This is a genomic window from Pacificoceanicola onchidii (assembly GCF_004804335.1).
GTDB lineage: Bacteria > Pseudomonadota > Alphaproteobacteria > Rhodobacterales > Rhodobacteraceae > Pacificoceanicola > Pacificoceanicola onchidii.
Map to the genome: position 1 here is coordinate 414,424 of NZ_SRXY01000003.1, position 18,020 is coordinate 432,443.

Sequence of the window (18,020 nt, forward strand, 5' to 3'; positions counted from 1 at the left end):
AGCAAAAGGGCGCGGAGCATGTCTGAGGTCGTCGAAATCTTCGAGGTTGGCCCGCGGGACGGGCTTCAGAACGAGGCGAAGGAGATTGCCACGGCGGACAAGATCGCGCTTGTGGACTGCCTGAGCGAGGCGGGGTTTCGCCGGATCGAATGCGCCAGCTTTGTAAGCCCTAAATGGGTGCCGCAGATGGCCGACAGCGGCGCGGTTCTTGAGGGGATTACCCGCAAGCCGGGGGTGTCCTATGCGGCTTTGACGCCGAATATCAAAGGGTTGGAGCGCGCTCTTGACGCGAAGGCCGATGAGGTGGCGATCTTTGGCTCCGCCTCTGAAGGGTTCTCGAAGGCCAATATCAACGCATCGGTTGCCGAAAGCCTTGAGCGGTTCCGCCCGGTGGCCGAGGCGGCGAAAGCGGCGGGTCTGCCGGTGCGGGGCTATGTCTCCTGCGTGGTCGAATGTCCCTATGATGGCGCGGTGCCGCCGGGAGACGTGGCGCGGGTTGTGGCCGCGTTGCGAGACATGGGGTGCTATGAGATTTCCTTGGGTGACACCATCGGACGCGGCGCGCCCGAGGCAGTGCACGCCATGTTGGAGGTTGTCTTGCAGGAGGTGCCTGCCGCCAAGCTCGCAGGGCATTTTCACGACACAAGCGGGCGGGCGCTGGACAATATCGCCGTGGCGCTTGAGCGGGGGCTGAGGGTCTTTGATGCGGCGGTGGGCGGTCTGGGCGGCTGTCCTTACGCGCCGGGCGCGGCGGGCAATGTGGCAACCGAATCCGTGCATGACTTTGTCCTGTCCAAAGGCTTCGAGACGGGTCTCGACCGCGAAACCCTGAGCCGGGCGGCAATGATGGCGCAGGCGATGCGGGCGTGAGCCCCTGGATCGTCTGTTTCTGCGGCCTGCCGGGGGTGGGCAAGAGCACGATTGCCCGTGACTTGGCGCAGGAGACAGGCGCGCTCTGGCTGCGGATTGATGCCATCGAGGACGCCATGCGGCGTTCTCACATGCGCACCGATGACATGGCTGACGGCGGCTATGCGGCGGCGCAGGCGGTGGCCGAGGCGGCGCTGTCTCAAGGGTTCTGCGTGGTGGCCGACTGCGTTAACCCGATTGCCCTGACGCGCGCGGCCTGGCAGGTGCCCGCGCAAAGGACCGGTGCGCCGCATCTTGATGTGGAAATCGTCTGTAGCGATCGGGGCGCGCACCGCCGCAGGGTCGAAGACCGGCGCAAGCGTGCTGCGAGCCCCGGCATGCCGGATTGGGCGGCGGTGGAAGGTCGGGAATACCTGCCGTTTCAAAATGCGTTTCAGATTGATACAAGCCGAGCCTCCGCAAAGGACGCGGTGCACGAGATCCGGCGCGAGATGACACGTTTGGGCTGGACCGTCTGAGCGGCGGAACCGCCAAAAGGGGCAAGGCAAAAGGTATGACAACCCAGATCGCACATCTTTACGCCACCGGCTGTCTGGCCATCGTGTTTTTTCAGGTGGCCCTGATCGCCGGGCTGCCGCTTGGGGTTTACACGCAAGGCGGGCAGGTCGAAGGCGCGCTGCCGCTCAAGGGGCGGATCGTGGCGGCGGTCTCGATTCTCATCCTGATTTTCCAGGGGTTGGCCATCGTCAGCGCAGCCGGGTTTCCCGGCCTCGATTGGCCAAGGTGGACCGGCTGGGCGGCGACGGGCGTCTCTTTCGTGGGGTTCGTGTTGAACTGGATCACGCAAAGCCGGCAAGAGCGGGCGCTCTGGGGGCCGATCATGACGGTGATGCTGGCGCTCGCGCTTTACGTGATGGTCTTGACGACCTGGGGGTGATGGCCGCAGGGCTCAGGGCGGCCTGTGATTTGGGTCGTCAAACGCGCGCCGGGGTGCGTGCTCCGAGGCGACAACCGGAATATTGCGCGGCGGAATGCGCCGCGAGGGGACAAACGCCGGCGTGCGGGTGGATGCCTTCAACAAGGCGCTGTGATGCGCGAGCGACAAGCCGACCTCGAAAAAGCCGATGACGCCGTCCTCATCCACGAAATGCAAGGCGCACGGGCAAATCAGCCCGCCTGCGTAAAGCGAGGCTTCGCCCATCTTTGCGAGGAACAGGACGGTTGGTGTGGCGTCGGGATCCTCCGCGACAAAGCGAAACCCCTTGAGGCCCAGAATGGTGACATGACCCATGAGGGCACGGTCGTGGATCATCAGCCGCGCCGGAATCAGGCAGCTTTTTCGATTGAGGCGATAGGCGCGATAGACGGCCTGCCCCCGGAAAAAGAGCAGCAGGAGCGCAATCGCCGCAAGCGCCAGACCCAGCAGGGATACGGTTTGCTTGACCACGTCGCGGGGCGGCGGTTCCGACACGATCCGCGACACGATTGCCTCCAGCCAGGCCGGGTAGAATCCGGGACTGTCCCGTGCGGCGCCATCCGCGTATTTGCTGCCTCTTGAACAATAAGGAACAAGCGCGGCTTCGAATTTTTCAAGCTGCCTTGCACTGCGCCGCAAGGCCTGCGCTGTGCCTTCGTCGCGCAGCGAGGTGGCAGCGTCGCGCAAGTAGGGCAGGCCGGGTGGGCTGCGGTCCGGCGCGATCTGGTCGAGGCTCTGAATATCGCGCAGCGCGGTGGCCAAGGCGCGCATCGCGGCGTCATCCGGCACCCGGCCGGTTTCGACGCTGCTGTGCAGGATGTGTCGCAAGCTCTGGACGGGGGATGGCAGTTCGCAGCTGGCCAGATCCGCGGGTTGGCCAGCAACACCGGACGCCATCAAAACAAAACAAACCCAACCGAGCCAACGTCGCATAATCCCGTGGCACCTCCGGCACCCATGAATACATCGAAGACGGTATCGGGGATTTAACAATTTTTGATTAAACCGATCCGCGCGGCGCCGCGTCCGGGTCTTCTTTCAGATCCGGTGATGTATATTGTCGCGGTGCATTGGCCGCCCAGGCCCGGTTTATGGCCATGCGATTGATGGAAAAAGGAGAAATGCGTGGAAAAAGTGAACGCTTTCACGCTTTTGAATGTGGATTAGGCTTGTTGACGCCCCTCTCTGGCGGGGATACATCGAATACGAAGCCGCGCGCATGTCGCGCACGCCACACTGAAGGAGCCGCCTCGTGGAAGAGATGTTGCGGGAGTACCTTCCCATACTCGTGTTTCTGGCCATTGCCATTGGACTTGGCATTGTCCTGATCCTCGCTGCTGTCATCCTTGCCGTCCGGAACCCGGACCCGGAAAAGGTTTCCGCCTACGAGTGCGGGTTCAACGCCTTTGACGACGCGCGCATGAAGTTCGACGTTCGATTCTACCTCGTCTCGATCCTCTTCATCATCTTCGATCTCGAAATTGCCTTTCTCTTTCCCTGGGCTGTCGCCTTCAAGGATGTGAGCATGGTGGGCTTCTGGTCGATGATGGTGTTCCTCGGCGTGCTGACGGCGGGCTTTGCCTATGAATGGAAGAAGGGGGCTCTGGAATGGGAGTGATGACGGGCGCGCACACGGCGGGCGCCGACAAGGAAGTCGCCACCCAGACCCTGAACCGCGAGCTGCAGGACAAAGGTTTTCTGCTCACCTCGACAGAAGACATCATCAACTGGGCGCGCACCGGCTCCCTGCACTGGATGACCTTTGGTCTGGCCTGCTGCGCGGTTGAAATGATGCACACCGCCATGCCGCGCTACGACATGGAGCGTTTCGGCACCGCGCCGCGCGCCTCTCCGCGTCAGTCTGATCTGATGATCGTGGCCGGCACGCTGACCAACAAAATGGCCCCGGCGCTGCGCAAGGTGTACGACCAGATGCCGGAGCCGCGTTACGTGATCTCCATGGGCTCCTGCGCCAATGGCGGCGGCTATTATCACTATTCCTACAGCGTTGTGCGCGGCTGTGACCGGATTGTTCCGGTTGATGTTTACGTGCCGGGCTGCCCGCCGACGGCCGAGGCGCTGCTCTACGGGGTGATGGCGCTGCAGAAGAAGATCCGCAGAACGGGGACCCTGGTGCGATGAACGAACTTGGTGAACATATCGCGCTGAAGCGCCCGGATTGCATTCTGGACTGGTCCGTGGCCCATGGCGAGCTGACCATGGAAGTGGCCCCGGCCAACATTCGCGGGCTGGTGGAGTTCCTCAAGCGCGACTCGACCTGCAAATTCACGACATTGGTGGACATCACCGGCGTTGATCACCCGGAGCGCCCGAAGAGGTTCGACGTGGTTTATCACTTCCTGTCGATGTACCAGAACCAGCGCATCCGGCTGCGCGCTTCGATCCGTGAGGACGAGATGTTGCCGTCGATCGTATCGGTCCACCCTTCGGCCAACTGGTTCGAGCGTGAAGTCTTCGACATGTTCGGCGTGATCTTCACCGGCCACCCGGACCTGCGGCGTATTCTGACGGATTATGGCTTCCGCGGCCATCCGCTGCGCAAGGACTTCCCGACCACGGGCTACACCGAGGTGCGCTACGACGAAGAGCAAAAGCGGGTGGTCTACGAGCCGGTCTCGCTGGTTCAGGAATACCGCCAGTTCGATTTCATGTCCCCGTGGGAAGGCGCGCAGTATGTGCTGCCCGGGGATGAGAAGACCGAAGAGAAGAGGTAAGAGTATTGGGATTCCCGGTTGAAGGTACGCTTTATGACATGGCTCTTTACGCCTGCGTGTCTTTGTTGTGGATGGTTCCGATCTGGTTTGGGCGCAAGCGATTGAACTACTCAGGAATCTGGTGCTTGTGGGCATTCCTTACGCCGGGTGCGCTGATCTTGCTGCACTGGCGTTTGGTCTTCCGTGTTAAAGAAGACATCGAATGGCCATCGCCTGCTCTTCCGAAAATACCGCGCGACCTCATTCTGAGGAAGGATGCATAAATGATGGACGGCTCCAAAGGCTTCGAAGACGCTCTGACGGGCGAGCAGAAGATCCGCAACTTCAACATCAACTTCGGCCCGCAACACCCTGCGGCGCACGGGGTTTTGCGGATGGTTCTGGAGCTTGACGGCGAGATCGTCGAGCGCGCGGACCCGCATATCGGCCTGCTGCACCGGGGCACGGAAAAGCTCATGGAGAGCCGGACCTACCTGCAGAACCTGCCGTATTTCGACCGGCTCGATTACGTGGCCCCGATGAACCAGGAACACGCCTGGTGCCTGGCCATTGAAAAGCTCTGCGGCATCGAAATCCCGCGCCGCGCCAGCCTGATCCGCGTGCTGTTCTGCGAGATTGGCCGGGTGCTGAACCACCTTCTGAACGTGACCACTCAGGCCATGGACGTGGGCGCGCTGACGCCGCCGCTCTGGGGTTTTGAAGAACGCGAAAAGCTCATGGTCTTCTACGAGCGTGCCTGCGGCGCGCGTCTGCACGCGGCCTATTTCCGCCCCGGCGGGGTGCATCAGGATCTGCCCGATGCGCTGATCGACGACATCGAGACCTGGGCCAACGAATTCCCGAAAGTCATGGCGGACATCGACGGGCTGCTGACCGAAAATCGCATCTTCAAGCAGCGCAACTGCGATATCGGCGTGGTGAGCGAAGAAGAGATCAACGAGTGGGGCTTCTCCGGCGTCATGGTGCGCGGCTCTGGCCTCGCATGGGACCTGCGCCGCGCGCAGCCCTATGAGTGCTATGACGAGTTCGAGTTCCAGATCCCCGTGGGCAAGAACGGCGACTGCTATGATCGCTACCTGTGCCGCATGGAAGAAATGCGCCAGTCCGTGTCGATCATCCATCAGGCGATTGCCAAGCTGCGCGCGCCCGAAGGGCAGGGCGATGTGCTGGCGCGGGGCAAGCTGACGCCGCCGAAACGTTCAGACATGAAGACCTCCATGGAGGCACTCATCCACCACTTCAAACTCTACACCGAAGGCTTCAAGGTGCCGGAGGGTGAAATCTACGCCGCTGTCGAGGCGCCGAAGGGGGAGTTTGGCGTCTACCTGGTGTCTGACGGGTCCAACAAACCGTATCGCGCGAAGCTGCGCGCGCCCGGTTTCCTTCACCTGCAGGCGATGGATCACGTCTCCAAGGGCCACCAGTTGGCGGATGTGGCGGCGATCATCGGCACGATGGACGTGGTGTTCGGAGAGATTGACCGCTGAAGGCCGATGGTTAGAACGGTGAGCAGACAGATTTACGAGGGACCTCTGACATGAAGAAGATCGTTTTGACTTTGGGCGCTGTGCCCCTGCTTGCCGCCTGTCTGCCGCCCGAAGGGACAACCCCGGAGGATCTGGCGGCGTTTGACGCGGCACTTGCGTCCATCGGCTGCGAGCTGTCGACGGAAAACCATTACCTGCCCATGGAACTGCAGACCGGCATGCCGCGCGAGATGCTGATCCAGGTGGCGCAATACAAAGTTCAGCGCGAAGAGGCCGTTTCGATCGAAAACGGCGGTGTGCGCTCCGTGGTTGGTGGCTGTGCGCCGCAGGCCGTGGCAGCAGCGCCCGAAGCCTGACCCTATAAAGACCGCGCCGCCCGCGTCCGGGCGCCGCGCCATTCCGGAGACCGAGCCAGATGCTACGTCGTTTGCACCAAGACCAACCCGAAAGCTTTGCGTTTACGCCGGACAATCTGGCCTGGGCGGAAGCGCAGATGACAAAGTATCCTGCCGGTCGTCAGGCGAGCGCGGTCATTCCGCTGCTCTGGCGCGCGCAGGAACAGGAAGGCTGGCTGACGCGCCCGGCAATTGAAGGCGTGGCCGAGATGCTGGGCATGCCCTACATGCGGGTGCTTGAGGTGGCGTCCTTCTACTTCATGTTCCAGCTGCAGCCGGTTGGCTCTGTCGCGCATGTGCAGATCTGTGGCACGACCTCCTGCATGATCTGCGGCGCCGAGGATCTGATTGCCGTCTGCAAAGACATGATCGCACCGAAAGCCCATCAGGTCAGCGAAGACGGCAAGTTTTCATGGGAAGAGGTGGAGTGCCTCGGGGCCTGCACCAACGCGCCGATGGCCCAGATCGGCAAGGATTATTACGAAGACCTCACAGAGGACAGTCTGCGCGATCTGCTGACGCGGCTTGGCAAGGGTGAGGTGCCGCAGGTTGGTCCGCAAAACGGTCGGTTTGCCTCCGAGCCGAAGAGCGGCATCACCTCGCTGACCGAATATGTGAACGCTTCGATCAAGCTGAATGCCTCGGCGCAGCTGGCCGATGACATTGGCGATACGGTCAAGCGGATCGACGGCACCGAGGTGCCGCTGCGCGCGCCATGGGGCAACGCATCGGAGAAAACCACCGCCGGAGAGCCCGCAGAAGGGGCCAAACCCGCCGCGCCCGCGCCGTCTAAGACCAAAGCAGCAGAAGCCCTGAAACCGGCGCCGCAAGCCAAGCCCGAAAGCGATGGCGAAAACGTGGGCACCAAACCCGAAGCGCTGGACGCGCCGAAGGGGGGCGAGGCGGATGATCTCAAGAGAATCAAAGGCATAGGTCCGAAGCTTGAGAAGCTCTGCAACGCATTGGGCTTTTATCACTTTGATCAGATCGCCGCCTGGACCGAGGACGAAGTGGCCTGGGTTGATGCAAATTTGGAAGGCTTCAAGGGCCGCGTGACGCGCGACGCGTGGGTTTCCCAGGCAAAAACGCTGGCATCGGGGGGAGAAACCGAGTTTTCTAGCCGCGTTAAGAAAGGGGATGTCTACGAGTAAGGCGTCCCATTGCTCGGGACAGGGGAGTGATCCAATGAGTGATCTGAACGGAAGCTGTACAATGAAATGTTGGTCGGTGGCCGGGGCGTTGGGTGCCCTGAGTTTCCTGCTGAACATGGCAGTGGCAGGGCGGGGCTTTTTTGCCTCGCTGATTTTGGGGCTTCTGGTCTTTGGCCTTTTGGGTCTGCTCTTCAACTGGCTCTTCTGCAAATCGGGTTCGGAGTCGGAAGCCAGTGAAGCCGCCTCTGGTGCTGGCACGGCAACAGCGGCGGCTACGGGCGCAGCAGTAGCCGGGGCGGCCGGTGCAGCGTCTGCGGCACCGACCACAAGCGCAGCGCGTGCGGCAGAGGCAGCGGAGGAGGCTGCTTCGGATACTGCAAGCAGCTCTGAGGCAGATGCGGCAAGTGCGGCTGAGAGTGCCGACGCGGCAGCGGACACGTCCGACGAGGATGATGCAGCTGTGAAGCCGTCCCAGCCGCTCGCAGGTGAAGAAGATCTCGCGGCGCGCAAAGGTGAATGGAAATACGAAGGCGACGCGGAAGTCGGCGAAGCGGCTGGCTCTGATGACGCGGATTCGGAAGCTGCTGAGGCGAGTGCACCCGCTGCGGCAGAAGCGCCTGCGCAGAGCGCGGCTTCGGAGGCAGAGACTGGCGTGGCTGCGTCCGGTGGTGACGGCGTGGGCGTGATCAAGCCGTCCAAACCTCTGGCCGGGCAAGACGATCTTGCCGCGCGCAAGGGCACATGGCGCTACGACGGCGGCGATCCGGCACCTTCGGGAGCTTCCGAAGACAAGGTTGATCGGGACGGCGACGGCGTGATCGAGGGCACCGATGAGGGCAGCAAACCCGCGATGCTCGACGGCCCGCGCGACGGCGGCGCGGATAACCTGAAAGAAATCAAAGGGGTTGGACCGAAGCTGGAGCAGCTGTGCAACAGCCTCGGTATCTATCACTTCGATCAGATTGCCGCCTGGAGCAAGGATGAGCTTGCGTGGATCGACTCGAACCTTGCCGGGTTCAAGGGCCGCGCGACCCGCGACGACTGGGTTGGACAGGCCAAGATTCTGGCCTCGGGCGGCGAGACGGAGTTCTCGCAGCGCGTCGAGGATGGCAAAGTATACTGACGCCGCAGCGGCCTTTCGGAAGAAAACCGAAAGGTCCGGCGTCTAAAATGGACGGGGCAGGGCGCGCGTGCCTGAGCCCTGCGACGACGGGAGGCCTTGCACCGCTCTTGCGTGTGTGCGAGGCCTCAACTTGTAGTCTCGCCTGGGAGGAGCGGGGCCAGCGAAGAACGCGGATCCCCTGCGTTTGAACCAGTGACGGGAACGAAGACGTGACCATGAAGACCTCCAAGATTGCCAATGCAATGGCGCCTGCCTATGGCGCGATGATCGAAATGTGGGCCAAGCAGGCCGAGCTGATGATCGAAATGAATTATGCCGTGACACAGGCGGCGCTGGATATGCCGCTGAGCATGGCGAAAACCATGCGCGGGTCCGTTCCGGTGGCCCCGGTTGCCAAACCGGCCCCGAAGGCGAAAGCCGCGCCGAAAGCCAAGGCGAAGCCCGCACCGCAGCGCGCCGCCCGGACGAAGCCGGTCGCCAAGGCGGCCCCGGCCAAAGCTGCCCCTGTCAAGGCCGTGAAACCGGCCGCTGTTGAGCCGGCACCGGCGAAGCCCACAGCCCCGGCCAAGGCAGCTCCGGCCGCACGTAAGGCACCGGCGCGCAAGGCCGCCGCTATGAAGGCCGCGCCGAAACCTGCCGCTGAAAAGCCCGCAGTCAAAGCCGCGCCGAAGCCCGCTGCAAAACCGGCCCCCGCAGCGCCCAAGGCGGCTGCAGCTCCGGCTGTTGAAAAGGCCAAGCCCGCGCCCAAGAGCGCAGCGGCCAAGCCCAAGGCCGCCGAGGCCAAGCCGGTCAAGGCGGCAGCGCCCGCCAAGACGGCAGCGAAAGGCTAACGGGCAGACAAGATGACAAAGGCGACACCGGATCAGCAGAAAACAGGGCGCAGAATCGCGCTTCTGATTGCCGGGACCGGTGTCGCCTGGATTGCCATCAACGCGCTTGGCGCGGCGATGGGATGGACCGCTCGCACGCTTGCGCTGTTTGACCTTGCAGCGATTGCCGCGTTCGGGTGGGCCATCTGGATGATTTTCGGACTCTGGCGCGCGCGCCAGCAGCAACAGGACTAAAAGACCATGCTTCAGGATCAGGATCGCATCTTTACCAATCTTTATGGGATGCATGACCGCACGCTTGATGGCGCAAAGAAGCGCGGGCATTGGGACGGCACCGCCAAGATCATCCAGAACGGCCGGGACTGGATCATCGACCAGATGAAGGCCTCGGGCCTGCGGGGCCGGGGCGGCGCGGGCTTCCCGACCGGGCTGAAGTGGTCTTTCATGCCCAAGGAATCCGATGGTCGCCCGAGCTATCTTGTTGTGAATGCCGACGAATCCGAGCCGGGCACCTGCAAGGACCGCGAGATCATGCGCAACGATCCGCACACGCTGATCGAAGGCTGCCTGATCGCCAGTTTCGCCATGCAGGCGAACGCCTGTTACATCTACATTCGCGGCGAATACATCCGCGAGAAAGAGGCGCTTCAGGCGGCGATTGACGAGGCTTATGACGCAGGACTGCTGGGCAAGAACGCCGCCGGGTCCGGCTGGGACTTTGACTTGTACCTGCACCACGGCGCGGGCGCGTATATCTGCGGTGAAGAGACCGCGCTGATCGAAAGCCTCGAAGGCAAGAAAGGCATGCCGCGCATGAAGCCGCCGTTCCCGGCGGGCGCGGGTCTTTATGGCTGCCCGACCACGGTGAACAACGTCGAATCCATCGCTGTTGTTCCGACAATCCTGCGGCGCGGCCCCGAGTGGTTCGCGGGCTTTGGCCGTCAGAACAACGCGGGCACGAAGCTGTTTGCGATCTCGGGCCATGTGAACAACCCCTGCGTAGTCGAAGAGGCCATGTCGATCAGCTTTGAAGAACTGATCGAAAAGCACTGTGGCGGTATTCGCGGCGGCTGGGACAATCTGAAGGCCGTGATCCCCGGTGGATCGTCCGTGCCGTGCGTGCGCGGCGAGAACATGCGCGATGCGATCATGGATTTTGATTATCTGCGCGGCGAGCTGGGCTCTGGCCTTGGCACGGCGGCGGTGATCGTGATGGATCAGTCGACCGACATCATCAAGGCGATCTGGCGTCTGTCCAAGTTCTACAAACACGAAAGCTGCGGCCAGTGCACGCCTTGCCGCGAAGGCACCGGCTGGATGATGCGCGTCATGGATCGTCTGGTGAAAGGCGAGGCCGACGAGGAAGAGATCGACATGCTGTGGGATGTGACCAAGCAGGTCGAAGGCCACACCATCTGCGCGCTTGGCGATGCGGCGGCCTGGCCGATCCAGGGCCTGATCCGCAACTTCCGCGACGAGATCGAAGATCGGATCAAGGCGCAGAAATCCGGCAAGATGAGTGCTGTTGCGGCGGAGTGATGCAACGGCGCGCTGACCCGTCCTTGCTCGGTTGTTCAAGGCGGGTGTTGCGGTGGCTCGCTTCTTTCTGATTTTCTACTGGCCGGGCAGGTGCGCGCGACCCGCCGTTTGGCGTTCTGATTGCTTGACCATTCCGGCTGGAGTGGCGAAACTGCGCCGCAAAGTCGCCTAGGGCGAAGACCAAACAGCACCTTGGGTGGTGCGAGGGAGCAGAGTGTTATGATCCGTGTCGTCCTGTTGAGCGCATTGGCTTTGTCCGCGGCTGGGTGCAGCAGCATCAATGATCGCTTTGGCTTTGGTCAGAACCCGGAGGTTTTCGACGGCCAACGCTATCGGACCGCCGCCAAGTCCGAGCGGGGGAACCGGGCTTCCTTTGTCGCGACGGCCCGTCCCGTGTCCGCCTCGCTGGACGGGGCGATTGAAGCCGCGCGGTACGAGAGCATTCAGCACTGCATCCGGTATTTCGGCACGTCCGATATTGACTGGGCGAGCGGTCCCGATACGCCGCGCGAAGCGTTGCAGATCGAAGATGATACGCTGACATTTGTCGGAACTTGCCTGGACATCTGATCCGGGGTTTCGCGGAAAACCGCTGAAATTCAGGGATTTGCTGCGCTGCTATTGTATAACAGCAGTCCATGCCCCCATGTCTTGACCTGTGATATCGAGCAAGGAGGCGGCAGTGATGCGTCCGATTTCGAAAAGAGTACTGGTGCTGGCCCTTGGGTTGGGTCTGGCGGGGCAATCCCTCGCGGCGAAACCGCCGCTCAGGGATGTTGCTGAAATTGACAATGGTTTGATGGCCATCGCCATCGCCGATGAGATCAGAAAGACCTGCGACGGGATCAGCGCCCGTATGATTCGAGCCTATTCCACGATCAAGGCGCTGGAGAGCCGCGCTGGAGAACTGGGGTATTCGGAAGAGGAAATCGAGGACTACGTGACCTCGAAAACGGAAAAGAAACGCATGCGGGCGAAGGCCTCGGCCTATCTGGCCGGTCAGGGCGTGGATGCGGACAACGCGGCTGCGCTCTGCGCCTTTGGCGAGCGGCAGATTGCCAAGGGCACGGCGATCGGTGTGCTGCTCCGCTAAACCGGCGGAAATCCGAGAGAATCTATCAGATTAGGGCCGATCCCACAGGATCGGCCTTTTGCATATTATCATGCAATCCCGGCGCTTTAACGTATTCACAAATGTGCATTAAATCACCGGGATTGCGGCGATTTTTCACGCCTGTGCCTAGGATATACGCTGGTAACTTCCAAGCGTACACGCTAGGAGTGACGGGACCTCGGCCCGCAACGCCAATGCGCATGTTTGGCACGCCGGAGCCGACCCTAGGCACGATAACTGAAGGGCATGGGCATGACAGATTTGCGCAAGATCGTCATCGACGGCAACGAGCTGGAGGTAGACGGGGCCATGACCTTGATTCAGGCCTGTGAGGTCGCCGGAATCGAGGTGCCGCGCTTCTGTTACCACGAACGACTTTCCATCGCGGGCAACTGCCGCATGTGTCTGGTTGAGGTTGTTGGCGGCCCGCCGAAACCCGCCGCCTCCTGCGCCATGCAGGTCCGCGATCTGCGCCCCGGCCCCGAAGGCCAGCCACCCGTGGTGAAAACCAATTCGCCGATGGTGAAGAAGGCGCGCGAAGGGGTGATGGAGTTCCTGCTCATCAATCACCCGCTCGATTGCCCGATCTGCGATCAGGGCGGCGAGTGTGATCTGCAGGATCAGGCCATGGCCTATGGCGTTGATTTCTCTCGCTTCCGCGAGCCGAAGCGCGCGGTGACCGATCTGGATCTTGGTCCGCTGGTCGAGACGCATATGACGCGCTGCATTTCCTGCACGCGCTGTGTGCGCTTTACGACGGAAGTCGCCGGGATCACCCAGATGGGTCAGACCGGGCGCGGTGAGGATGCGGAGATCACCTCCTACCTTGGCGAGACGCTCGACTCGAACCTGCAGGGCAACATCATCGACCTGTGTCCGGTTGGCGCGCTGGTCTCCAAGCCCTATGCCTTCACGGCGCGGCCCTGGGAGCTGACCAAGACCGAGTCCGTGGATGTGATGGATGCATTGGGATCGTCGATCCGCGTGGATACCAAGGGGCGCGAAGTCATGCGCTTCTTGCCGCGCAACCATGACGGCGTGAACGAAGAATGGATTTCGGACAAGACACGGTTCGTGTGGGACGGCTTGCGCCGCCAGCGACTGGACCGTCCTTATGTCCGCGAGAACGGCAAGCTGCGTCCGGCAAGCTGGGGTGAAGCTCTGGCCAAGACCGCCGAGGCCATCAAGGGCGCGACGTCTTTGGCGGGTCTTGTTGGGGATCTGGCCTCTGTTGAAGCGGCCTATTCTCTCAAGTCCCTGATCGAAGGGCAGGGCGGCGCTGTTGAATGCCGCACCGACGGGGCGAAACTGCCTGCGGGTAACCGCTCCGGCTATGTCGGCACCGCGTCGATCGAAAACATCGACGAGGCAGACATGATTCTGCTGATCGGCACCAACCCGCGCGACGAAGCGCCGGTGCTCAATGCGCGCATTCGCAAAGCCTGGGCACGCGGTGCCAAGGTGGCGCGGATCGGTCCGGAGGTGGATCTGACCTACGATGTGATCGAACTGGGGACAGGGCGGGCAGCGCTCGACAGCCTGTCCAAACAGGATCACGCGGACAAGGACGGCGTCAAAGGTGTCATGATCCTTGGTCAGGGCGCTCTGACCGAAGCGGATGGCGCGGCGGTGCTTGGCACGGCGATGCAGATGGCGCAGGCCGGATCGTCGAAGTTCATGGTGTTGCACACGGCGGCGAGCCGCGTGGGGGCGCTGGACATCGGGGCGGTCAACGACAAGGGCATGGAAGCGGTGCAATCCGCTGATGTGATCTACAACCTTGGCGCGGATGAGCTTGAAATCGGCGAAGGGGCCTTTGTCATATACCAAGGCTCCCACGGGGATCGCGGCGCGCACCGCGCTGACGTGATCCTGCCGGGCGCGGCCTATACCGAAGAGCAGGGGCTTTTCGTCAACACCGAAGGCCGCCCGCAACTGGCGCTGCGCGCCGGGTTTGCGCCGGGCGAGGCCAAGGAGAACTGGGCAATCCTGCGTGCGCTGTCCGGTGAGCTGGGTGCGACGCTGCCCTGGGACAGCCTTGCCGGACTGCGGCAGGCGCTGGTGGCTGAGGTCCCGCATCTGGCGCAGATCGACAGCGTGCCGGAAAACGACTGGCAGGCTGAACCGGCAGGCGCGCTCGGGGATGCGGATTTCCGCTATGCGATCAAGGACTTCTACCTGACCAACCCGATTGCGCGCGCAAGCGAGGTGATGGCGGAGCTGTCGCGCAACGCCAAGGATCGGCGCAATACGGCGATGGCGGCTGAGTGATCTTGAAGGCCTGGTTGACCATAAGCCTGATCAGCCTGGCGGGTGCGGTGTGTGCATGCACAACACCGCAGACGGGGGCGTTTTCCCCGGTTTACGATGGCATTGAAACCCGCCTTCTGGAAGGCGAGTTGGTGCAGTTTGACGTGGCCATGCGCGGTGCGCGCGGCAAAACGGATGTGGCGGACTACGCCGAATGCGCCGCGGCGCAATATGCATTGATCCGGGGGTACGGCTTTGCCCGGCACCTGCGGACCAATGTGACGGAAGAGGGCGGCATTTGGCGCGGGGATGCGGTTTACACCATCTCCGCCGCGCTGCCCGAGGGGCTGAGGACCATCGACGCGGAAGTTGTCGCGCTGGCCTGTGCCGAAAACGGAATACCGATGGTGTGAGGACCCGATGGCAGACTTCTTTTCCACGCCCCTAGGCACTTTTGTGATTATCTTCGCGCAATGCCTCGCCGTGCTGGGTTTTGTCATGGTCTCACTCTTGTTCCTCGTCTATGGCGACCGCAAGATCTGGGCGGCTGTGCAGATGCGGCGCGGCCCGAACGTTGTTGGGGCTTACGGCATCCTGCAATCCGTGGCTGACGCGCTGAAATACGTTGTAAAAGAGGTGGTGATCCCCGCTGGTGCAGACCGTCCGGTCTTTATGCTGGCGCCGATGACCTCCTTTGTTCTGGCGGTGATCGTCTGGGCGGTGATCCCCTTTGCGGACGGCTGGGTGATCTCCGACATCAACGTCGCCATTCTCTACGTCTTCGCCATGTCCTCGCTTGAGGTCTACGGCGTGATCATGGGCGGATGGGCGTCGAACTCGAAATATCCGTTCCTCGGCTCGCTGCGCTCTGCGGCGCAGATGATCTCTTATGAGGTGTCCATCGGATTGATCATCATCGGCGTAATCATCTCGACCGGGTCGATGAACTTCGGCGATATCGTGCGGGCGCAGGACGGGGGTCTTGGCTTCTTCTCGTGGTACTGGTTGCCGCACTTCCCGATGGTTTTCCTCTTCTTCATCAGCGCCTTGGCGGAAACCAACCGCCCACCGTTCGACCTGCCGGAAGCGGAATCGGAACTCGTCGCGGGCTACCAGGTGGAATACTCCGCAACGCCCTTCCTGCTGTTCATGGCAGGCGAGTACATCGCCATCTTCCTGATGTGCGCGCTGACTTCGCTGCTGTTCTTCGGCGGCTGGCTCTCGCCGATCCCCGGCCTGCCGGACGGCGCGCTGTGGATGGTGGCGAAGATGGCGTTCTTCTTCTTCATCTTCGCAATGGTGAAGGCGATCACGCCGCGTTACCGCTATGACCAATTGATGCGTCTGGGCTGGAAAGTGTTCCTTCCGTTCAGCCTCGTCTGGGTGGTCTTCGTCGCCTTCGCGGCAAAATTCGGCTGGTTCTTCGGGGCGTATGCCCGCTGGAGCGTAGGAGGATAAGATGGCCAATATCGACTACGGCCGCGCGGCCAAGTATTTCCTGCTGTTTGACTTCATCGAAGGCTTCAAGCTGGGGTTGAAGTATTTCTTTGCGCCCAAGGCGACGCTGAATTACCCGCACGAAAAAGGCCCGCTCAGCCCGCGGTTCCGCGGTGAGCACGCGCTGCGCCGTTATCCCAACGGGGAAGAGCGCTGCATTGCCTGCAAACTCTGCGAAGCAATCTGCCCGGCGCAGGCGATCACCATTGATGCCGAGCCACGCGAGGACGGCAGCCGCCGGACCACGCGGTATGATATCGACATGACCAAGTGCATCTACTGCGGATTCTGCCAGGAAGCTTGCCCGGTGGATGCGATTGTTGAGGGGCCGAATTTCGAATTCTCGACCGAAACCCGTGAAGAGCTGTTCTATGACAAGGAAAAACTCCTGTCGAACGGGGATCGCTGGGAGGCCGAGATTGCCCGCAACCTCGAACTGGATGCACCGTACCGATGATTTGTTCCGCAAAAATCTTTGAAGATTTTTGCCAAGGATTTTCGAAAATCCTTGGTGGAGCAAGCGGCGAGCGTGGAGGCGAAAATGTCTGACCCCAAAACCCCGTTTGAGCTGATGATGGAGCAGGCGCAGGAGATGGCGAAGGCCTTCAACCCGGCGCTGTCTTCGTTTGATCCCAAGGGCTTCGAGAAGATGTGGCCCACCATGCCGAAAGACGCCATGGAGATGTGGTTCGGCAAGGGGATTTCCAAGGAAGGGCTCGACGCCAAGACCCGCCTTTTGCTGACTCTTGCAGGGCTGACCATGCAGGGTGCACAGGCGGAAACGCCGTTTCGCATGACGGTGCGCCATGCGCTGGAGGCCGGGGCCACGAAAGAAGAGATTGCCGAGACCATCGCCCAGATGTCGATGTTCGCCGGTATTCCTGCCATGACGCGCGCCATGGATATGGCCAAATCTGTCATGGAAGACAAAAAGGATGACGAGACATGATCGCCTTTGCTTTCTATCTCTTTGCGTTGGGTGTCATTGCCGGGGGCCTGTTCACGGTCATCTCGCGCAACCCGGTGCACTCGGTGCTCTGGCTGATCCTTGCCTTTTTGTCGGCGGCGGGGATGTTCGTGCTGATGGGGGCGGAATTTGTCGCCATGCTGCTGATCATCGTCTACGTGGGCGCGGTGGCGGTGCTTTTCCTCTTCGTGGTGATGATGCTCGACATCGATTTTGCCGAGTTGAAGGCGGAGATGGCGCAATATATGCCGCTTGCCCTGCTGATCGGTCTGGTGCTTCTGATGCAACTGGCCATGGCCTTTGGCGTCTGGGAAGCGTCGGAGATGGCGGCCAGCCAGATGGCCAACCCGACACCGGCAGATGTGCACAACACCGCGGCGCTCGGGCTGATCCTCTATGACAAGTACTTCCTGCTGTTCCAGCTGGCGGGTCTGATCCTGCTGGTCGCCATGATCGGGGCGATTGTTCTGACCCTGCGCCACCGCTCGGACGTCAAACGCCAGGACATTGTGAGCCAGATCCTGCGCGATCCGAAAGAGCAGATGGAACTCAAGGACGTGAAACCGGGGCAGGGGCTCTGAGGCGCGCACAGCGACACCCCGGGTAAGCCGGGACAGACAGACAGGTCCCGGATCAGGTCCGGGACTGCGGACCGCGAGAGCGGACCGCATCAAAAGACGACAATCGGGTCAAACCCGGAGGGACGTGAGATGATAGAACTGGAACATTACCTGACGGTGGCGGCGGTGCTGTTTGTCATCGGCATTTTCGGCCTGTTCCTGAACCGCAAGAACGTGATCATCCTGCTGATGAGCATCGAATTGATGCTCTTGGCGGTGAACATCAACCTTGTGGCCTTCTCCACGCATCTGGGGGATCTGACGGGACAGGTGTTCACGCTGTTTGTGCTCACCGTGGCCGCCGCCGAGGCCGCCATTGGCCTTGCGATCCTCGTCTGCTTCTTCCGCAACCGCGGCACCATTGCCGTGGAAGACGTCAACGTGATGAAGGGCTGAGCCGGATGTCCAGCGAAAACTATATCTTGATTGCGCTGCTCGGAGCGGTCGTCGGCGCTTCGGTTGTTTG

Annotated in this window: 23 protein-coding genes; 22 read left to right on the top strand and 1 reads right to left on the bottom strand. The window is 61.7% G+C overall.

Annotation, left to right across the window (positions count from 1 at the left end):
* Positions 1-18: 18 nt before the first annotated feature.
* The 3 genes from E4662_RS10220 to E4662_RS10230 are packed head-to-tail and all read left to right on the top strand — an operon-like array spanning position 19 to position 1,807.
* Positions 19-870: a hydroxymethylglutaryl-CoA lyase gene (locus tag E4662_RS10220; protein ID WP_136441434.1), complete on the top strand. Its 852-nt coding sequence runs from the start codon at positions 19-21 to the stop codon at positions 868-870.
* Positions 867-1,388, top strand: a complete 522-nt coding sequence (locus tag E4662_RS10225) for a P-loop nucleotide/nucleoside kinase family protein (protein WP_136441435.1) — start codon at positions 867-869, stop codon at positions 1,386-1,388. The genes E4662_RS10220 and E4662_RS10225 overlap by 4 nt, the downstream gene beginning before the upstream one ends.
* Before the next feature lie 35 nt (positions 1,389-1,423).
* Positions 1,424-1,807 carry a hypothetical protein gene (locus E4662_RS10230; protein WP_136441436.1) on the top strand — a complete coding sequence of 128 codons (384 nt, stop codon included), beginning with the start codon at positions 1,424-1,426 and terminating at the stop codon, positions 1,805-1,807.
* Between the two features lie 12 nt (positions 1,808-1,819).
* On the opposite strand, the gene E4662_RS10235 is transcribed toward E4662_RS10230, so the two are convergent.
* Positions 1,820-2,779 carry a hypothetical protein gene (locus E4662_RS10235; protein ID WP_168797952.1) on the bottom strand — a complete coding sequence of 320 codons (960 nt, stop codon included), beginning with the start codon at positions 2,777-2,779 and terminating at the stop codon, positions 1,820-1,822.
* A 319-nt stretch (positions 2,780-3,098) separates the two neighbouring features.
* Here E4662_RS10235 and E4662_RS10240 point away from each other — a divergent pair, with 319 nt between their 5' ends.
* From E4662_RS10240 to nuoK, 19 genes are all read left to right on the top strand, one after another.
* Positions 3,099-3,464: an NADH-quinone oxidoreductase subunit A gene (locus tag E4662_RS10240; protein ID WP_136441438.1), complete on the top strand. Its 366-nt coding sequence runs from the start codon at positions 3,099-3,101 to the stop codon at positions 3,462-3,464.
* Positions 3,464-3,988 (top strand): NuoB/complex I 20 kDa subunit family protein, encoded by a 525-nt coding sequence (locus E4662_RS10245; RefSeq protein WP_136441674.1) that lies wholly within the window; start codon positions 3,464-3,466, stop codon positions 3,986-3,988. The genes E4662_RS10240 and E4662_RS10245 overlap by 1 nt, the downstream gene beginning before the upstream one ends.
* Positions 3,985-4,581 carry an NADH-quinone oxidoreductase subunit C gene (locus E4662_RS10250; protein WP_136441439.1) on the top strand — a complete coding sequence of 199 codons (597 nt, stop codon included), beginning with the start codon at positions 3,985-3,987 and terminating at the stop codon, positions 4,579-4,581. The genes E4662_RS10245 and E4662_RS10250 overlap by 4 nt, the downstream gene beginning before the upstream one ends.
* A gap of 266 nt (positions 4,582-4,847) precedes the next feature.
* Positions 4,848-6,068: an NADH-quinone oxidoreductase subunit D gene (locus E4662_RS10255; RefSeq protein WP_206080286.1), complete on the top strand. Its 1,221-nt coding sequence runs from the start codon at positions 4,848-4,850 to the stop codon at positions 6,066-6,068.
* Positions 6,069-6,118: 50 nt separating this feature from the next.
* Positions 6,119-6,424, top strand: coding sequence for a hypothetical protein (locus tag E4662_RS10260; RefSeq protein ID WP_136441441.1), 306 nt, complete (start codon positions 6,119-6,121; stop codon positions 6,422-6,424).
* Between the two features lie 59 nt (positions 6,425-6,483).
* Complete coding sequence (locus E4662_RS10265) at positions 6,484-7,614, top strand: NADH-quinone oxidoreductase subunit E (protein WP_136441442.1); 1,131 nt, start codon at positions 6,484-6,486, stop codon at positions 7,612-7,614.
* A 34-nt stretch (positions 7,615-7,648) separates the two neighbouring features.
* Positions 7,649-8,737 carry a hypothetical protein gene (locus tag E4662_RS24225; protein ID WP_206080284.1) on the top strand — a complete coding sequence of 363 codons (1,089 nt, stop codon included), beginning with the start codon at positions 7,649-7,651 and terminating at the stop codon, positions 8,735-8,737.
* A gap of 215 nt (positions 8,738-8,952) precedes the next feature.
* Positions 8,953-9,567, top strand: coding sequence for a hypothetical protein (locus E4662_RS10275; protein WP_136441443.1), 615 nt, complete (start codon positions 8,953-8,955; stop codon positions 9,565-9,567).
* Between the two features lie 12 nt (positions 9,568-9,579).
* On the top strand, positions 9,580-9,801 hold the full coding sequence (locus tag E4662_RS10280) for a DUF5337 domain-containing protein (RefSeq protein ID WP_136441444.1): 222 nt from the start codon (positions 9,580-9,582) through the stop codon (positions 9,799-9,801).
* Positions 9,802-9,807: 6 nt separating this feature from the next.
* On the top strand, positions 9,808-11,106 hold the full coding sequence (nuoF, locus tag E4662_RS10285; protein ID WP_136441445.1) for an NADH-quinone oxidoreductase subunit NuoF: 1,299 nt from the start codon (positions 9,808-9,810) through the stop codon (positions 11,104-11,106).
* A gap of 219 nt (positions 11,107-11,325) precedes the next feature.
* Complete coding sequence (locus tag E4662_RS10290) at positions 11,326-11,676, top strand: hypothetical protein (protein ID WP_136441446.1); 351 nt, start codon at positions 11,326-11,328, stop codon at positions 11,674-11,676.
* Positions 11,677-11,791: 115 nt separating this feature from the next.
* Positions 11,792-12,199 (top strand): DUF5333 domain-containing protein, encoded by a 408-nt coding sequence (locus E4662_RS10295; protein ID WP_136441447.1) that lies wholly within the window; start codon positions 11,792-11,794, stop codon positions 12,197-12,199.
* Between the two features lie 273 nt (positions 12,200-12,472).
* Positions 12,473-14,491 (top strand): NADH-quinone oxidoreductase subunit NuoG, encoded by a 2,019-nt coding sequence (gene nuoG / locus E4662_RS10300; protein WP_136441448.1) that lies wholly within the window; start codon positions 12,473-12,475, stop codon positions 14,489-14,491.
* A 20-nt stretch (positions 14,492-14,511) separates the two neighbouring features.
* A complete protein-coding gene (locus E4662_RS10305) occupies positions 14,512-14,883 on the top strand; it encodes a hypothetical protein (protein WP_136441675.1) in 372 nt (123 codons plus the stop codon).
* Between the two features lie 7 nt (positions 14,884-14,890).
* Positions 14,891-15,928: an NADH-quinone oxidoreductase subunit NuoH gene (gene nuoH / locus E4662_RS10310; RefSeq protein WP_136441449.1), complete on the top strand. Its 1,038-nt coding sequence runs from the start codon at positions 14,891-14,893 to the stop codon at positions 15,926-15,928.
* A gap of 1 nt (position 15,929) precedes the next feature.
* Positions 15,930-16,424, top strand: coding sequence for an NADH-quinone oxidoreductase subunit NuoI (gene nuoI, locus E4662_RS10315; RefSeq protein ID WP_136441450.1), 495 nt, complete (start codon positions 15,930-15,932; stop codon positions 16,422-16,424).
* Positions 16,425-16,508: 84 nt separating this feature from the next.
* A complete protein-coding gene (locus E4662_RS10320; protein WP_136441451.1) occupies positions 16,509-16,916 on the top strand; it encodes a carboxymuconolactone decarboxylase family protein in 408 nt (135 codons plus the stop codon).
* Entirely contained in the window at positions 16,913-17,515 is a 603-nt protein-coding gene (locus E4662_RS10325) for an NADH-quinone oxidoreductase subunit J (RefSeq protein WP_136441452.1), read from the top strand. Before E4662_RS10320 ends, E4662_RS10325 begins: the two co-directional genes overlap by 4 nt.
* Before the next feature lie 129 nt (positions 17,516-17,644).
* The gene (gene nuoK / locus E4662_RS10330; protein WP_136441453.1) at positions 17,645-17,950 is read left to right on the top strand and encodes an NADH-quinone oxidoreductase subunit NuoK; all 306 of its coding nucleotides are present in this window, start codon (positions 17,645-17,647) and stop codon (positions 17,948-17,950) included.
* Positions 17,951-18,020: the final 70 nt, after the last annotated feature.

Coding starts and splice junctions, on each gene's coding strand:
- E4662_RS10220 (WP_136441434.1), top strand. CDS start 19: ATGTCTGAGGTCGTCGAAATCTTCGAGGTTGGCCCGCGGGACGGGCTT.
- E4662_RS10230 (WP_136441436.1), top strand. CDS start 1,424: ATGACAACCCAGATCGCACATCTTTACGCCACCGGCTGTCTGGCCATC.
- E4662_RS10235 (WP_168797952.1), bottom strand. CDS start 2,779: ATGCGACGTTGGCTCGGTTGGGTTTGTTTTGTTTTGATGGCGTCCGGT.
- E4662_RS10245 (WP_136441674.1), top strand. CDS start 3,464: ATGACGGGCGCGCACACGGCGGGCGCCGACAAGGAAGTCGCCACCCAG.
- E4662_RS10250 (WP_136441439.1), top strand. CDS start 3,985: ATGAACGAACTTGGTGAACATATCGCGCTGAAGCGCCCGGATTGCATT.
- E4662_RS10255 (WP_206080286.1), top strand. CDS start 4,848: ATGGACGGCTCCAAAGGCTTCGAAGACGCTCTGACGGGCGAGCAGAAG.
- E4662_RS10260 (WP_136441441.1), top strand. CDS start 6,119: ATGAAGAAGATCGTTTTGACTTTGGGCGCTGTGCCCCTGCTTGCCGCC.
- E4662_RS10265 (WP_136441442.1), top strand. CDS start 6,484: ATGCTACGTCGTTTGCACCAAGACCAACCCGAAAGCTTTGCGTTTACG.
- E4662_RS24225 (WP_206080284.1), top strand. CDS start 7,649: ATGAGTGATCTGAACGGAAGCTGTACAATGAAATGTTGGTCGGTGGCC.
- E4662_RS10275 (WP_136441443.1), top strand. CDS start 8,953: ATGAAGACCTCCAAGATTGCCAATGCAATGGCGCCTGCCTATGGCGCG.
- E4662_RS10280 (WP_136441444.1), top strand. CDS start 9,580: ATGACAAAGGCGACACCGGATCAGCAGAAAACAGGGCGCAGAATCGCG.
- nuoF (WP_136441445.1), top strand. CDS start 9,808: ATGCTTCAGGATCAGGATCGCATCTTTACCAATCTTTATGGGATGCAT.
- E4662_RS10290 (WP_136441446.1), top strand. CDS start 11,326: ATGATCCGTGTCGTCCTGTTGAGCGCATTGGCTTTGTCCGCGGCTGGG.
- E4662_RS10295 (WP_136441447.1), top strand. CDS start 11,792: ATGCGTCCGATTTCGAAAAGAGTACTGGTGCTGGCCCTTGGGTTGGGT.
- nuoG (WP_136441448.1), top strand. CDS start 12,473: ATGACAGATTTGCGCAAGATCGTCATCGACGGCAACGAGCTGGAGGTA.
- nuoH (WP_136441449.1), top strand. CDS start 14,891: ATGGCAGACTTCTTTTCCACGCCCCTAGGCACTTTTGTGATTATCTTC.
- nuoI (WP_136441450.1), top strand. CDS start 15,930: ATGGCCAATATCGACTACGGCCGCGCGGCCAAGTATTTCCTGCTGTTT.
- E4662_RS10320 (WP_136441451.1), top strand. CDS start 16,509: ATGTCTGACCCCAAAACCCCGTTTGAGCTGATGATGGAGCAGGCGCAG.
- E4662_RS10325 (WP_136441452.1), top strand. CDS start 16,913: ATGATCGCCTTTGCTTTCTATCTCTTTGCGTTGGGTGTCATTGCCGGG.
- nuoK (WP_136441453.1), top strand. CDS start 17,645: ATGATAGAACTGGAACATTACCTGACGGTGGCGGCGGTGCTGTTTGTC.